Here is a 14,888-nt window from a genome sequence, read left to right as displayed (position 1 = left end):
GAACTCCGGGGCACGGCAGGGTACCCTGGAGAACGTCGAAAGGGGCCTGACCGGTGTCAGATAAAGACGGGTTCGTTCATCTTCACGTGCATAGCGAGTATTCGATGCTCGATGGTGCGGCGCGAGTCGGACAACTCATGGACGCGGTCGAGGCACAGGGCATGCCAGCCGTCGCGGTCACTGACCACGGCAACATGTTTGGTGCGTTCGATTTCTGGCGGCAGGCGAAGGACCATGGCCTGAACCCGATCATCGGCATCGAGGCCTATCTCACACCGGGTACCCACCGCACTGATCGCACACGTGTGCGCTGGGGAAGCGGTGGCGGTGACGATGTCTCTGGCGCCGGTGCCTACACGCACATGACGATGCTCTCGGAGACGACGCAGGGCATGCACAATCTCTTCCGGCTGTCGTCGCGCGCGTCGATGGAAGGATATTACTTCAAGCCGCGCATGGACCGTGAGCTCCTCGAGACTTACGGCAAGGGGCTCATTACGACCACAGGCTGTCCCTCGGGTGAGGTGCAGACACGCCTGCGCCTTGGGCAGTACGAGGAGGCGCGCAAGGCTGCTGGCGAGTTCCAGGACATCTTCGGCAAAGAGAACTTCTTCTGCGAGATCATGGATCACGGTCTCGACATCGAACGTCGCGTGCAGAACGATCTTATGCGTCTTTCGAAGGAACTCGCGATTCCGCTCGTCGCGACGAACGATTTGCACTACGTGCACGAGGCCGACGCTGAGGCGCACTCTGCACTGCTTTGTGTGCAGTCGGGCTCGCGCCTGGACGATCCGAACCGATTCAAGTTCGACGGCTCTGGCTACTACCTGAAGAGTGCTGCTGAGATGCGCCACATCTTCCGCGACTACCCCGAGGCGTGCGACAACACGCTGCTCATCGCTGAGCGCTGCAACGTCGAGTTCAACACCAAGGCGAACTACATGCCGGTCTACCCCGTTCCTGAGGGGGAGAGCGAGGACAGCTGGTTCGTGAAGGAAGTGGAGGATGGCCTCCACTACCGCTATCCGAACGGCATCCCCGATGAGGTGCGTAAGCAGGCGGAATACGAGATCGGCGTCATTACGCAGATGGGCTTCCCCGGCTACTTCCTCGTCGTTGCCGACTTCATCAACTGGTCGAAGAAGAACGGTATCCGCGTGGGTCCGGGTCGTGGTTCGGGTGCGGGTTCGATGGTGGCGTACGCGATGCGTATTACCGACCTTGATCCGCTGCAGCACGGCCTCATCTTCGAGCGCTTCCTCAACCCCGATCGTGTGTCGATGCCTGACTTCGATGTCGACTTCGATGATCGCCGCCGTGGCGAGGTCATTAAGTATGTGACCGAGAAGTACGGCGACGAGCGCGTGGCACAGATTGTGACCTACGGCACCATTAAGTCGAAGCAGGCACTGAAGGATGCGTCGCGTGTACTCGGCTTCCCGTTTGGCATGGGCGAGAAGCTCACCAAGGCAATGCCGCCAGCCGTTATGGCGAAAGACATCCCGCTCTCAGGTATCACTGACCCGAAGCATCCGCGATACAAGGAAGCGTCAGAGTTCCGTGCGGTGATTGATGTGGATCCCGAGGCAAAGCAGGTCTACGAGACCGCGCTCGGACTCGAAGGTCTGAAGCGTCAGTGGGGCGTGCACGCGGCAGGCGTGATCATGTCGAGCGATCCGCTCATTGACATCATCCCACTGCAGAAGCGTGAGCAGGACGGCCAGATCGTCACGCAGTTCGACTACCCGACCTGTGAGGGCCTCGGCCTCATCAAGATGGACTTCTTGGGTCTGCGAAACCTGACGATCATCTCAGACGCGCTCGAAAACATTCGGCTGAACCGTGGGGAGGAACTCGACCTGGAGCACCTCGCACTCGACGATCATGCATCGTATGAGTTGCTCGCCCGTGGCGATACGCTCGGTGTCTTCCAGCTCGATGGTGGTCCGATGCGAGGTCTGCTTCGCCTCATGAAGCCGGATAACTTTGAAGACATTTCGGCAGTCCTCGCACTGTATCGACCGGGTCCAATGGGCGCCGACTCGCACACCAACTACGCCCTGCGTAAGAACGGTCTGCAGCCGATCACTCCGATTCACCCGGAGCTTGAAGAACCGCTGAAAGATATCCTCTCGACCACCTTCGGCCTGATCATTTATCAGGAGCAGGTGATGTCGATCGCGCAGCGCGTGGCTGGGTTCTCCCTCGGCCAAGCAGATATCTTGCGTCGTGCGATGGGTAAGAAGAAGAAATCTGAGCTGGACAAGCAGTACGCGGGTTTTGCCGGCGGTATGAAGGAGCGCGGCTTCTCTGAAGCTGCCATCAAGTCGCTGTGGGACATTCTGCTTCCGTTCTCGGACTACGCGTTCAACAAGGCGCACTCCGCCGCGTATGGAGTAGTGAGCTACTGGACCGCGTATCTGAAAGCGCACTACCCGGCTGAGTACATGGCAGCACTACTCACGAGCGTTGGCGATTCAAAGGACAAGCTCGCGCTGTACCTCAATGAGTGCCGCCGTATGGGTATCAACGTGCTGCCGCCAGCGGTCAACGAGTCGTTCTCGAACTTCTCGGCAGTTGGCGATGACATTCGCTTCGGCCTAGGCGCAATTCGTAACGTGGGTACGAACGTTGTGGAGGCGATCCGTGAGGGGCGCGAACAGAACGGCCGTTTTGAGTCGTTCCATGATTTCTTGAAGAAGGTTGCGGTTGCCGCGTTGAATAAGCGCACGGTGGAATCGCTTATCAAGGCTGGCGCGCTCGACAACATGGGTGGCACGCGTCGCGCACTGCTCGAGATTCACGAGACCGCGGTCGAAAGCGCGGTGAAGGACAAGCGCGATGCCGAGATGGGCAACGTCGGCTTCGACTTTGACAGCCTGTTCGCTGAGGTAGCTGAAGACACGGGTGCTGCGCCAGTCTCCACGATTCCAGATCGCCCAGAGTGGACGAAGAAGGACAAGCTCGCGTTCGAACGCGAGATGCTCGGCCTGTATGTCTCCGATCACCCGCTGCGTGGGCTCGAGACTGCGCTCGCGAAAGAGTCCTCGACCAACGTAGAACACGCGACGAACCCTGACGCCAATATGGACGGCGAGACCGTCGTGCTCGCGGGCTTGCTGACGAGCGTGCAGCACCGCACCGCAAAGTCGGGCAATCTCTACGGCATGGTGACCCTCGAAGACTTCACCGGTGAGATCCAGGCGCTCTTCATGGGCAAGTCGTATCAGGAATTCGGACACATGCTCGTGCCTGACTCGATCGTTGCGTTGCGTGGCAAGCTCAACTCTCGCGATGATGGCATGTCCATGCACGCGTACGGCGTGCGCCCGGTTGATGCTGTCGTGCAGGACGATTCGCAGATGCTCACGATTTCGTTGCTCGATACCCGCGCAACCGAGCGCGTCATGGACGAGCTCCTCAACACGTTGAAGCGGCACTCTGGAGACAGCGAAGTGCGGCTGCACCTCGCAACCTCGCACGCGATTCGTGTCTTTGAGTTGCCGTTGAAGGTGCGTGTGAGTACCGAGCTGTTTGGTGAGCTTAAGGGCATTCTGGGACCGCGCTGCTTGTCTCCTGTTGAAGAGCTTGTGGGCGGCGGCGAGCGGAGTAGCCTGTAACCATGCGTGCGATGCAAGAACCCATCATCACTGCCCTCGGCGTGCAACCCACGATCGACGCTGCGGCTGAGGTCGAAGCGCGGATCGCGTTCCTCGCTGACTACCTCGGTGCAGCGCCCGGTATCGGGGGCTACGTCCTGGGAATTTCCGGTGGACAGGATTCCTCCCTCGCAGGCCGGCTTGTGCAGCTCGCGGTTGAACGCGTGCGCGCAGCAGGCCAGGACGTGCAGTTCCTCGCCGTGCGCCTGCCCTACGGCGTGCAGCACGACGAAGACGATGCGCAGCTTGCACTTGAATTCATCGGTGCAGACCGCGTGGTGACGGTGAACGTCGCGCCCGCTGTCGACGCGATGGTGGATGAACTCGTTGCAGCGACGGGGGAGCCCGTGACCGACTTCAACAAGGGCAACATCAAGGCGCGCGCCCGCATGGTCGCACAGTACGGTATCGCCGGTGACCGGCGCATGCTCGTCGTCGGTACCGATCACGCCGCAGAGGCCGTAACCGGCTTCTACACGAAGTTCGGCGACGGTGCTGCCGACGTGACGCCGCTTGCAGGGCTGAATAAGCGTCAGGGTGCTGCCATGCTCGAAGCGCTGGATGCGCCGCGTCGCCTCTGGGAGAAGATTCCGACCGCAGACCTGCTCGATGACAACCCCGGGCAGACTGACGAAGACAACCTGGGCGTCTCGTATGCGCACATCGATGACTACCTTGAGGGACGTGAGGTCCCTGATGCTGCAGCCGAACGCATCGAACACCTGTATCGCGTGAGCGAACATAAGCGTCGGATGCCAGTGGCACCCACCGATACCTTCTGGAGGAACGCACGATGAGTAACGTACAGACCTGGGTCGTCGCAGGCGGCTGCTACTGGTGCCTCGACGCCGCATACCGTGCGCTACGCGGTGTGCTCGAGGTGGAGTCAGGCTTCACCGGCGGGGTGACTGCGAACCCCACGTACCGTGAGGTGTGCACCGGCCAGACCGGTCACGCTGAGGCTGTGCGTGTGACGTTCGACGCAGACGTCATCCCTGAGGACGTCATTCTTGACGCGTTCTTCACGATGCACGACCCCACTCAGCTCAACCGACAGGGCGCTGACGTCGGCACGCAGTACCGCTCGGCAATTTTCGTCGCAGATGAGCGCCAGCGCGAGGCGGCGCTCGCCGCAATGAGCCGCGCTGACGAGATCTGGCCGGGCGATGTCGTCACGCAGCTCGATGACCTCGGGGAGTGGTACCGCGCAGAAGAGGAGCACCAGGACTTCTTCGCAAAGAACCCCACACAGGGCTACTGCATGGCAGTCGCCGTACCCAAGGTGAACAAGGTGCGCGCACGCTTCACGAAGTACCTGCGGGACTAACCACTCGCTGCCCTGAACGTTCAGCTGTGCCCCGTGTTGTTCTCGAACACACGGGGCGCAGCTGTGTCTACCACAGGGGGAGCGCGCTCAGAACGGGGCAGCTGCAAGCTCGCGGTCAACTGCTGGAGAAAGCTCAGCCACGGAAGATCGCTCAGTCGCAGCGGTGGGAGCTGGGAGATCGGAAGCGTCTGCCACCGGGCCCTCTTGGTGAACAATCGGCTCACCAATTGACGCCCCACCTGGGGCATCGCCATCGCCCTCCTGCTGCTCCACTGAAGCACCTTCGACTGGCCGCCGACTGAACGTGGAAGTACCCCATAAGAGGTCGTGCCCCGCAGAATCAGCGTCAATCTCTACCGACGTGCCAGACTTCTCATCGTTCTCCCACTGCCGGATACGCAGCCGACCCTTCACCAGGACGCGCTCACCCTTGGCAAACGACTCTCTTGCATGCCTCGCAAGTCGGCGGAACAGATGCACCGTGTACCAGTTCGTGTCGGCATCAACCCACTTGTTTCCCTCGCGGTCAAACCTGCGATCGGTACTCGCCAACCGGAATGAACAAAACTCAATTCCGTTAGCGGAGCGGTGAAAGCGCGGTACCGTTGCGATCTGGCCGACGACGGTGAGTACTTGTGACATGGGGTTCCTCGTTTCGCTGTACAAATGTGTGGGAAGGCCAGCTTCGGCCCAGTGCCCTACCGCCTGCAGCCGAAATTCGTGATTGTGGAGAGATCCGCGCCCCGAGGCAGAAATGACTTCTGTGAACAACACTGCATTCGCAGGGAAGCACCTCATAAGATGGGTCGCGTGAAGACTTCAAACCGTGCGAAGACGATCCGCCGCACCGGAGCGGGAATCATTGCCGCGCTCGCCGCAGTCACGCTCAGCTCATGTGCGTTGCTTGCAGGGCCGGTGCCCAACACGCCTGAGCGTGAAACTGCGCCAGTTCCCGAGGTTGCCCCTGAACTGGTGCCAGACGGGTCGGCGGAAGAGAATCTGCCCTACTTCACCGAGGTGCTCCGTGGCTTCTCCGAAGGCGCCGAGGAAGTTCGTGGCCAGCAGGTCTCCACTGCGGTGATTGAAGCCGGATTCCCGCGCGAAAACATGCAGGTCTCGTTCGACAAGACGAAGACCGATCTCGTTGCTGACGCTATCTACGTGTCGGTGAAGATTGATGACTCGTGCCTCCTCGGTCAGGTCATGACGGAGGACCGTTCGTTCGTCGCGCGTGTTGACCCGGCAGTCGGACCCAATAACGACATCTGTCTAATTGGCCAGACTCGCGTAATCGATTGGTAGGCTTGTGAACCATGGCTGAGTACATTTACCAGATGGTTCGCGCGCGCAAGGCGGTCGGCGAAAAGCTCATTCTCGATGACGTGACGATGTCGTTCCTGCCCGGCGCGAAAATCGGTATGGTCGGCCCGAACGGTGCCGGTAAGTCGACGATTTTGAAGATCATGGCCGGGCTTGACACTCCCTCGAATGGTGAAGCAATGCTCACCCCGGGGTACACGGTCGGCATCCTCATGCAGGAGCCCGAGCTTGATGAGACGAAGACTGTGCTGGAGAACATCCAGGACGGCATCGCGATCAAGGCGAAGGTCGACCGTTTCAACGAGATCTCGGCGCTCATGGCTGAGCCTGACGCTGACTTCGACGCGCTCCTCGCTGAGATGGGCACGCTGCAGGAAGAGATCGACGCTGCTGACGGCTGGGATCTCGACAACCAGCTCGCACAGGCAATGGACGCTCTGCGTACTCCGCCTGCTGAAGCATCGGTGTCGAACCTTTCAGGTGGTGAGAAGCGTCGCGTCGCACTGACGAAGCTTCTCCTCCAGAAGCCTGACCTGCTCCTCCTCGATGAGCCCACCAACCACCTTGACGCTGAGAGTGTGCTCTGGCTCGAGCAGCACCTCCAGAAGTACCCCGGCGCAGTCATCGCGATTACGCACGACCGTTACTTCCTCGACAACGTTGCCGAGTGGATCGCGGAGGTCGACCGCGGTCGTCTCTACCCCTACGAGGGCAACTACTCGACCTACCTGGAGAAGAAGGCCGAGCGTCTCGACATCCAGGGCAAGAAGGACGCGAAGCTTGCGAAGCGCCTGAAGGAAGAGCTTGAGTGGGTTCGCTCGAGCGCAAAGGGTCGCCAGACCAAGTCGAAGGCACGTCTTGCTCGCTACGAGGAGATGGCTGCTGAGGCTGAGCGCACCAGGAAGCTCGACTTCGAAGAGATCCAGATCCCCGCTGGCCCCCGCCTTGGCAACGTGGTCATCGAGGCAAAGGATCTCGTCAAGGGCTTCGACGGCCGGACGCTCATCGATGGCCTGTCGTTCAGCCTGCCGCCGAACGGCATCGTCGGTGTCATCGGCCCGAACGGTGTGGGTAAGACCACGCTCTTCAAGACCATCGTTGGCCTCGAGCCTCTCGACGGTGGCGAGCTGAAGATCGGCGAGACCGTTCAGATCAGCTACGTCGATCAGAACCGTGCAAACATCGACCCCGAGAAGAACCTCTGGGAAGTTGTGTCGGACGGCCTCGACATCATCACCGTTGGCAAGACCGAGATTCCGTCGCGTGCCTACGTGTCGAAGTTCGGCTTCAAGGGACCGGACCAGCAGAAGAAGGCTGGCGTGCTCTCCGGTGGTGAGCGCAACCGTCTGAACCTCGCGCTCACGCTGAAGCAGGGCGGCAACCTCCTGCTCCTCGATGAGCCGACGAACGACCTCGACGTTGAGACCCTGCAGTCGCTTGAGAACGCACTGCTCGAGTTCCCTGGCTGTGCAGTGGTCATTACGCACGACCGCTGGTTCCTCGACCGCATCGCGACGCACATTCTTGCGTACGAAGGCACCGAAGAGAACCCGTCTGACTGGTACTGGTTCGAGGGTAACTTCGAGGCGTACGAGGCAAACAAGGTAGAGCGCCTCGGCGCAGACGCTGCTAAGCCTTCGCGCAGCCACTACCGCAAGCTGACCCGCGACTAATCAGTCGCACGGATTGAGCACAGAAGATGGCGCGCGCGCATATCGACCTTGAACTGAGGTGGGCAGACCAAGATGCCTACGGGCACGTGAATAACGTGACCTTTGCTCGGTACCTTGAGGAAGCGCGCGTGCGCCTCTTCTGGCTCGGCTCCGGTCGCGAACAGACCGGCATGGAGAAGCATTTCCGCGGGGATACCCCCGACGGCCCCAAGATGCTTGTTGCCGGCCAGCAAATCGAGTTTCTGCGAGTGCTTGAGTACTCGGAGCACCCGGTCACCATTGAAATGTGGATCGGCAAGCTCGGGGGATCAAGCCTCGAAGTTCACTATGAGGTGCTTGATGGTGCACAGCCAGAACGCACCGTTGTAGCCCGCGCGATCACCACCGTGGTGATCGTCGACGGGCTCACGCTGCGGCCCACTCGCTTGTCCGCTGAAGGACGCGCGTCGGTGGAGCCGTGGACAGATACGCCGCTCACGCTGCGCCGATAGGCGAGCGGAGCGGCGTTGCCGTTTCTCCGTGCAGTGAGCTGCGTGCGCGCGAGTGCTACTTCGCGCGCGAGTGCCTAGCGCTGCGGGAGGCGGATCGTTGACTCCTGTGCGACCGTAGCCACGAGTTCACCGGCCGTGTCGTAGAAGCGGCCCTGCGTGAGGCCGCGGCCGCTGTTCGCGACGGGGGTGTCGAGCTCGTAGAGCAGCCACTCGTCGACGCGGAACGGGCGGTGGAACCACACTGCGTGGTCGAGGCTTGCTGCTTTGAAGCCGGGCGTCGCCCAGGGGATACCGTGGCGGCGCAGGACTGGCTCGATGAGGACGTAATCGCTCGCAAAGGTGAGCGCTGCGGCGTGCAGCATGTCTCCGTCGGGCATCGTGTCGCGTGCGCGCATCCAGACGCGCTGGTAGCCCGTCTTCTCTTCGACCTTCAGGAGGGTGTCGCTCTCGACGTATCGGAAGTCGAACGGACGTGCGAGGATCCACGACGCGCGTCCGCTATCGGCGAGGTGGCCATACTTCTCCCACACCGATGGCAGTGCCTCAGGGGGAGTGATGCCGGTCATGTCGTAGGGAGTCTGGTGCTCAAGGCCCTCGGATTCGATCTGGAACGATGCGATCATCGCCATGACCTCACGACCGTCCTGATATGCCTGAACGCGGCGGGTAGCAAACGAGCGGCCGTCATGCAGAGGCGTGACCTCGAAGGTCATGCGTTCATCGGCAACACCCGGGCGCAGGAAGTAGCCGTGCATGGAATGCACGCGATGATCCGTGCTCGTAGTCGTGCCTGCGGCCGCGATCGCCTGGCCCATGACTTGACCGCCGAACGCGCGCCCGTGTGGCGTGGGGAATGGCGGGCCGGTGAGGATGTCTGAACTCGTGCGGGCTCCCGCATCGACGACACTGAGCATCTCGACGAGATCTGGAACAACGAATTGCGTCATGACGTTTCTCCTTGTTGCCGCGCGGTCGCTGGTGCGTGAAGCGCGAGATGTGGCCAGTTTATCGGCTGGTGTGCGGGAAAGAAGCGTGGGTGAAACCCAGAAGCCGAGGGTGGCGCGTCGACGTTTTCGGTTTGACTCGGCTAGAATGTCAAGGTCTACCAGAGGAGAGTGTCCCCATGGCCAATGTGAACGGCATTATCGACCCACCCATCGACGACCTTCTCGAGAAGGTCGATTCGAAGTACGCACTGGTGATCTTCGCCGCACAGCGTGCGCGCCAGATCAACGATTACTACTCCGATCTCCACGACGGCAATCTGTTCGATAACGTCGGACCGCTCGTTGAGTCGGCAGTTGACGACAAGCCGCTCTCGATCGCGCTGCACGAGATCGTTGAGGACAAGCTCGAGATGAAGCGTCGTTCGGCGTAACATTTCTTCGTCTTGTGGCGCTCTGAGCGTCACTGTCAGTGGCGCCGGATACCCTTGAGGTACCGGCGCCACCGGCTTTTCAGCGGGCGGCGTCTCGCACCCACCACCTATCTAAGGAGCACCGTGCTGCGTCAGTTCACTTCGGAATCGGTTACCGAAGGACACCCCGACAAGATCTGCGATCGTATCTCTGACACGATCCTTGATGCCATGCTCGAGCAGGACTCCGGCGCACGCGTCGCTGTTGAGACCCTCGTGACCACCGGCCTCGTGCACGTTGCGGGTGAAGTGAACACCACCGGGTACGTCGAGATTCCGCAGCTCGTGCGCGACGCTGTGCGTGAGATCGGTTACACCAGCTCCGATATGGGCTTTGACGGCTCGTCGTGTGGCGTCTCGGTTTCGATCGGCCAGCAGTCGCCAGACATTGCTGATGGTGTTGATACCTCGCTTGAAGCTCGTGAGGGCGCAGAGGTCGACGAGCTGAGCCGCCAGGGCGCTGGTGACCAGGGCATCATGTTCGGTTACGCGACCGATGAGACTCCTGAGCTGCAGCCCCTTCCGAGCTGGATCTCGCACCGCCTTGCGGAGCGCCTTGCGTTCGTGCGCAAGGAAGGCATCATTCCCGAGCTGCGTCCCGACGGTAAGACTCAGGTCACCGTTGGCTACGATGGCGATCGCGCTGCGTCGATTGAGGCCATCGTTGTCTCGACCCAGCACGGCGCAGATATCTCGCAGCCCGCACTGCGCGATGCGGTGATCCGCGAGGTGATCCGCCCGGTGCTTGGCCGCGTGGAGTTGCCGAGCGAAGACGCCACCCTCTTCATCAACCCGGCTGGCCCCTTCGTTGTTGGCGGCCCCATGGGTGATGCCGGCCTCACCGGCCGCAAGATCATCATCGACACCTACGGTGGCGCGAGCCGTCACGGCGGTGGCGCGTTCAGCGGTAAAGACGCGTCGAAGGTTGACCGTTCGGCAGCCTATGCAATGCGCTGGGTGGCAAAGCACGTTGTGCGCGCTGGCCTCGCGAAGCGTGCCGAGCTGCAGGTTGCATACGCAATCGGCGTTGCTGAGCCCGTGGGTCTCTATGTCGAGACCTTCGGCACCGAGACCGTGCCCCGCGAGCGCATCGAGGCGGCTGTCCGCCAGGTCTTCGACCTGCGTCCGCTCGCGATCATCCGTGACCTCGACCTGCTTCGTCCGATCTTTGCGCAGACGAGCGCATACGGCCACTTCGGCCGCGAGTTGCCTGACTTCACGTGGGAAGCAACCCCGCGCGTTGACGAGCTGCGAGCAGCTGCGGGTCTCTAACCAGCATGACCGGGTGTTCATGTCAGCTGGCAGAGGCGCCCGGCACGAGACGGGTTGCGCAGGTACTGCTGGATTCAGCGCTGCCGCAACTCGACCATCTGTTTGATTACGGCATCCCGGAGGAACTGGTCGACACCATCAAGGTCGGCCAGCGAATCCGGGTGCCGTTCAGGTCAAGCAGTCGCAATACGTTTGGGTGGGTCATTGGGTTCGCTGCAGCAAGCGAGTTCAAGGGCCAGCTCTCACCCATCACCGATCTCGTCGGTGATGTCCCGCTGCTGACGCCCGAGGTGTGGCATCTTGCACGTGCAGTAGCGGATCGCGCGGGCGGATCCGCTGGCGACATTCTGCGACTCGCAATTCCCGGGCGTCAGGTGCGCGTGGAGAAGAAGCACATCGCTGCGGGTATCGCTGCGACCGAGGTGCACGCAGCTATCGGTGGCGACGGCGCTCTCGGCGATGGCGGTGCGGAGATCGCAGCAGGAGCGACGGCGCCGGCAGAACTGCCGCTCGACGGCGATGCTGCGCCGGCAGCAGGCGAGCGTTCAACAGAGGCGCGGATCGCGACTCAACTGTGCTCCGGTGCTCGGCTTGCGATGACCGTTTCGCACGGCCCTGAACGTCTTGAAACGGGCGAGTGGGTTGGTGGCTGGGCGCTGCAGCTCGCCAAGCTCGCGGTTGAGGTCTATGCGCAGGACAAGAGCGTCATTCTGGTCGCTCCTGACTACCGTGATCAAGATCAGCTGCTCGATGCGCTCGCGGCGATCGGCCACGACGAGACTGTGCGCGTTGATTCCCGCCAGTCGAACGGTGAGCGGTACGCGAGCTTCTTGCGCGCGCTCGACAAGACCCCTCGAATTATCGCGGGAAACCGATCCGCCGTGTATGCGCCGGCACACAATCTTGGCGCCGTGATCTTCTGGGATGACGGCGACTCACTGCTTTCTGAACCGCTTGCCCCGTACGTGCACGCGCGCGACGCCGCGCTCGTGCGTGCTGGTCAGAGCGGCGCAGGCCTGTTCTTCGCCTCGCACGCCCGCAGCACTGATGTGCAGCGGCTGATTGAGATCGGCTACGTTGACGCGCAAGTGAATCCACCGCGGCGTACGCGTGTGGTGCACGCAGACTCTGCGCTCGCGCCTGACGCATTCGCCGGTCGTGTCCCAGAGTTCGTTGCGCGCGAGATTCGCAAGGCATTGCGCACCGGCCCGGTGCTCGTGCAGGTGGCGACCGCGGGCTACGCGCCCGTTGCGGTGTGTGCTGATTGCAACGATCTCGCGCGCTGCGGCGCGTGTGCGGGGCCGATTGGGTTCCGTGCCGCTGGTCGTGCTGCGTGTCGTTGGTGCGGTGAGCCGCCCGTGAAGTGGCAGTGCCCGACCTGTGATGGTCGCCAGCTGCAGGAACGCGGCATGGGTTCAGGTCGCACGGTTGAGCAGTTTGAGCAGCAGTTCAAGGGTTTCCGGGTGCTGCTGAGTGACGGTGAACATCCGCGCGAGAGCGTTGATGCGCGCCCAGCCCTTGTCGTCGCGACCCGCGGAGCTGAACCGCTCGCTGCTGGCGGCTACCGTGCGGTGGTGCTGCTCGACGCTGAACGCTTGCTCGGTCTCCCGCACCTGCGTGCCGGCGAAGACTGCCTGCGCTGGTGGGAGAATGCTGCGGCCCTCGCGAACCCCGACGGCGTGTGCATTATGGCCTCCGGTGGTGGCGACGTTGTGCAGGCGTTCGTGTCTGGACGTACGGACGAGTGGCTCCGGCACGAGCTGCGCGATCGCCAGCAGCTGCGGTACCCGCCAGCGGTGCGCGTTGTGAGTGTGTCCGGTGGTCGGGCCGAAATTGACCGCGCACTCGACACACTTGAGAAGAATCCCGCGGTCACCGGCTATGACGTGCTCGGCCCGACTGCGCTACCGCCTGAGCCTGGCTCGCCGCAGCTCAGCCGCGCCATCGTGCGCTTCGACTACAACCGCGGTGGCGAGATCGCGAAGCGGTTGCGCGGTGCTTTGGTCGCTGATGCGGCAGGCGGATCCTCGAAAGCTCGCGGCAAGAGCGCTCCCGGTCGCGCCCGACCCGAGGCACTGCGCCTGCGGTTCGACGACCGCGGAGTATTCGACGGCTAGATCCGTCCCGTTTTCAGAAATCGCGTGATAGTCTTCACACATGCTTATGAACCGTCAGTGGTGGCACGCCTGAAGGCGTGCCCGTTCGTGAGCTAAAAAACAACGAAACCGACACCGCCTCGCCAGGGGCGGTGTTTTCTTTTTGTTACGCGACCCGGTGGCGGGTCCCAACAACAAGGAGTCATCGATCATGGTCGATACGACATCAACTTCCATCTACCGCGCCGACGCAAGCGGCTTCTTCGGCGAATTTGGTGGGGCAGAGTTGCCTCCCTTCCTCGTCGAGCCCATCGCCGAGGTTGCCCGTGCATACGACGAAGCGAAGAACGACCCGACCTTCATGGCGGAGTACCAGGCGCTGCTCTCAAAGTACGTAGGCCGCCCCTCACTGCTGTACTTTGCAGGTAACCTCACCGAGAAGCTCGGTGGCGCAAAGGTGTACCTCAAGCGTGAGGATCTGAACCACACCGGTGCGCACAAGATCAACCACTGCCTCGGCGAAGCGCTCCTCGCGAAGCGTATGGGCAAGAAGACCCTTATCGCTGAGACCGGTGCGGGCCAGCACGGTGTTGCGCTCGCAACCGCGGCTGCGCTCACTGGCCTGAAGTGTGAGATCCACATGGGCGCGGTTGATATCGCCAAGCAGCATCCGAACGTCGTGCGCATGGAGCTGCTCGGCGCGAAGGTTGTCTCGGTTGAAGAGGGTGGCAAGACCCTGAAGGAAGCCGTCGACTCCGCTTTTGGTGTCTTCGCTGCAAACCCCGAGGAGTACTTCTTCGCAATCGGCTCGGTCGTTGGACCCCACCCGTACCCGTCGATGGTGCGCGACTTCCAGTCGGTTGTCGGCCGTGAGGCACGCGAGCAGATTCTCGCTGAGGAGGGCAAGCTTCCTGACTACCTCGTTGCGGCAGTCGGTGGCGGATCGAACGCCATGGGCCTCTTTGACGCGTTCCTGAATGACGAGTCGGTCAAGATCCAGGGCGTTGAGCCCGCAGGTGAGGGCCTCGAGTCGGATCGCCACGCAGCAACTATGACGCTCGGTACTGCCGGCGTGCTGCACGGCATGCGCACGGTTGTGCTCCAGGATGCTGATGGTGAGCCCTCGGCAGTGCACTCGATCGCGTCGGGCATCGACTACCCAGGTGTCGGCCCGCAGCACGCGCACCTCGCAGAGCTCGGCCGCGTTGAGTATGTGTCGGTCACCGACGCTGAGGCGCTCGACGCGTTCCAGCAGCTCACCCGCACGGAGGGCATCATTCCCGCGCTTGAGTCGTCGCACGCACTCGCACAGGTGATCAAGCTTGCACCGACCCTCGGCAAAGACCAGATCGTCATCGCGAACCTCTCGGGTCGCGGCGACAAGGACGTTGACTTCGTCGCGGAGCGTCTGCGCCAGGCATAGCCTGGCCTCGCCGTCAACCTGGCGAGACCGGCGAAACAGCCGCTTTCTGTCGAGACGGGCCGTTTCATGCGTATGAAACACGGCGGTCTCAGACGGTGAGTGCAACACCTGCGAGATACTCACTCAGTGTCTCAGCAGGTGTTGCAAACTCCAAAGTCTGCCGAGGGCGACGATTGAGCTGGTTCTGCATAAACAGAATCTCAGCCT

The 14,888-nt window shown here is 61.9% G+C and carries 12 protein-coding genes; 10 read left to right on the top strand and 2 right to left on the bottom strand.

Annotation, left to right across the window (positions count from 1 at the left end):
- The first annotated feature begins 104 nt into the window (after positions 1–104).
- The 3 genes from dnaE to msrA are packed head-to-tail and all read left to right on the top strand — an operon-like array spanning position 105 to position 4,989.
- Entirely contained in the window at positions 105–3,623 is a 3,519-nt protein-coding gene (dnaE, locus tag ICM05_RS11950; RefSeq protein WP_223160482.1) for a DNA polymerase III subunit alpha, read from the top strand.
- Positions 3,624–3,625: 2 nt separating this feature from the next.
- Positions 3,626–4,459, top strand: a complete 834-nt coding sequence (gene nadE / locus ICM05_RS11945) for an ammonia-dependent NAD(+) synthetase (protein ID WP_188024858.1) — start codon at positions 3,626–3,628, stop codon at positions 4,457–4,459.
- The gene (msrA, locus tag ICM05_RS11940) at positions 4,456–4,989 is read left to right on the top strand and encodes a peptide-methionine (S)-S-oxide reductase MsrA (RefSeq protein ID WP_188024857.1); all 534 of its coding nucleotides are present in this window, start codon (positions 4,456–4,458) and stop codon (positions 4,987–4,989) included. Before nadE ends, msrA begins: the two co-directional genes overlap by 4 nt.
- An 87-nt stretch (positions 4,990–5,076) precedes the next feature.
- Here msrA and ICM05_RS11935 read toward each other — a convergent pair whose 3' ends face one another.
- Positions 5,077–5,631: a single-stranded DNA-binding protein gene (locus ICM05_RS11935; protein WP_188024856.1), complete on the bottom strand. Its 555-nt coding sequence runs from the start codon at positions 5,629–5,631 to the stop codon at positions 5,077–5,079.
- Between the two features lie 168 nt (positions 5,632–5,799).
- Between ICM05_RS11935 and ICM05_RS11930 the strand changes: the two genes are divergently transcribed.
- The 3 genes from ICM05_RS11930 to ICM05_RS11920 are packed head-to-tail and all read left to right on the top strand — an operon-like array spanning position 5,800 to position 8,473.
- On the top strand, positions 5,800–6,291 hold the full coding sequence (locus tag ICM05_RS11930) for a hypothetical protein (protein WP_251364659.1): 492 nt from the start codon (positions 5,800–5,802) through the stop codon (positions 6,289–6,291).
- 11 nt (positions 6,292–6,302) lie between these two features.
- Complete coding sequence (ettA, locus tag ICM05_RS11925; protein WP_188024854.1) at positions 6,303–7,982, top strand: energy-dependent translational throttle protein EttA; 1,680 nt, start codon at positions 6,303–6,305, stop codon at positions 7,980–7,982.
- Positions 7,983–8,008: 26 nt separating this feature from the next.
- Positions 8,009–8,473: a thioesterase family protein gene (locus ICM05_RS11920; protein ID WP_188024853.1), complete on the top strand. Its 465-nt coding sequence runs from the start codon at positions 8,009–8,011 to the stop codon at positions 8,471–8,473.
- Positions 8,474–8,547: 74 nt separating this feature from the next.
- Here the strand turns inward: ICM05_RS11920 and ICM05_RS11915 are convergent, their stop codons facing one another.
- Positions 8,548–9,420 carry an acyl-CoA thioesterase II gene (locus ICM05_RS11915; protein WP_188024852.1) on the bottom strand — a complete coding sequence of 291 codons (873 nt, stop codon included), beginning with the start codon at positions 9,418–9,420 and terminating at the stop codon, positions 8,548–8,550.
- A gap of 176 nt (positions 9,421–9,596) precedes the next feature.
- Here ICM05_RS11915 and rpoZ point away from each other — a divergent pair, with 176 nt between their 5' ends.
- The 4 genes from rpoZ (at position 9,597) to trpB (ending at position 14,681) form a co-directional block, all read left to right on the top strand.
- Positions 9,597–9,851, top strand: a complete 255-nt coding sequence (gene rpoZ, locus ICM05_RS11910; protein ID WP_188024851.1) for a DNA-directed RNA polymerase subunit omega — start codon at positions 9,597–9,599, stop codon at positions 9,849–9,851.
- 126 nt (positions 9,852–9,977) lie between these two features.
- Complete coding sequence (gene metK / locus ICM05_RS11905) at positions 9,978–11,162, top strand: methionine adenosyltransferase (RefSeq protein WP_188024895.1); 1,185 nt, start codon at positions 9,978–9,980, stop codon at positions 11,160–11,162.
- A 5-nt stretch (positions 11,163–11,167) separates the two neighbouring features.
- Positions 11,168–13,279, top strand: a complete 2,112-nt coding sequence (locus ICM05_RS11900; protein ID WP_188024850.1) for a hypothetical protein — start codon at positions 11,168–11,170, stop codon at positions 13,277–13,279.
- A 190-nt stretch (positions 13,280–13,469) separates the two neighbouring features.
- Positions 13,470–14,681, top strand: coding sequence for a tryptophan synthase subunit beta (gene trpB, locus ICM05_RS11895; RefSeq protein ID WP_188024849.1), 1,212 nt, complete (start codon positions 13,470–13,472; stop codon positions 14,679–14,681).
- The last annotated feature ends 207 nt before the right edge of the window (positions 14,682–14,888 follow it).

The organism is Leucobacter sp. cx-42, from assembly GCF_014529985.1.
GTDB lineage: Bacteria > Actinomycetota > Actinomycetes > Actinomycetales > Microbacteriaceae > Leucobacter.
The sequence above is the reverse complement of the archived record's forward strand: the minus strand, read 5'-3'. Positions and strand labels throughout refer to the sequence as shown.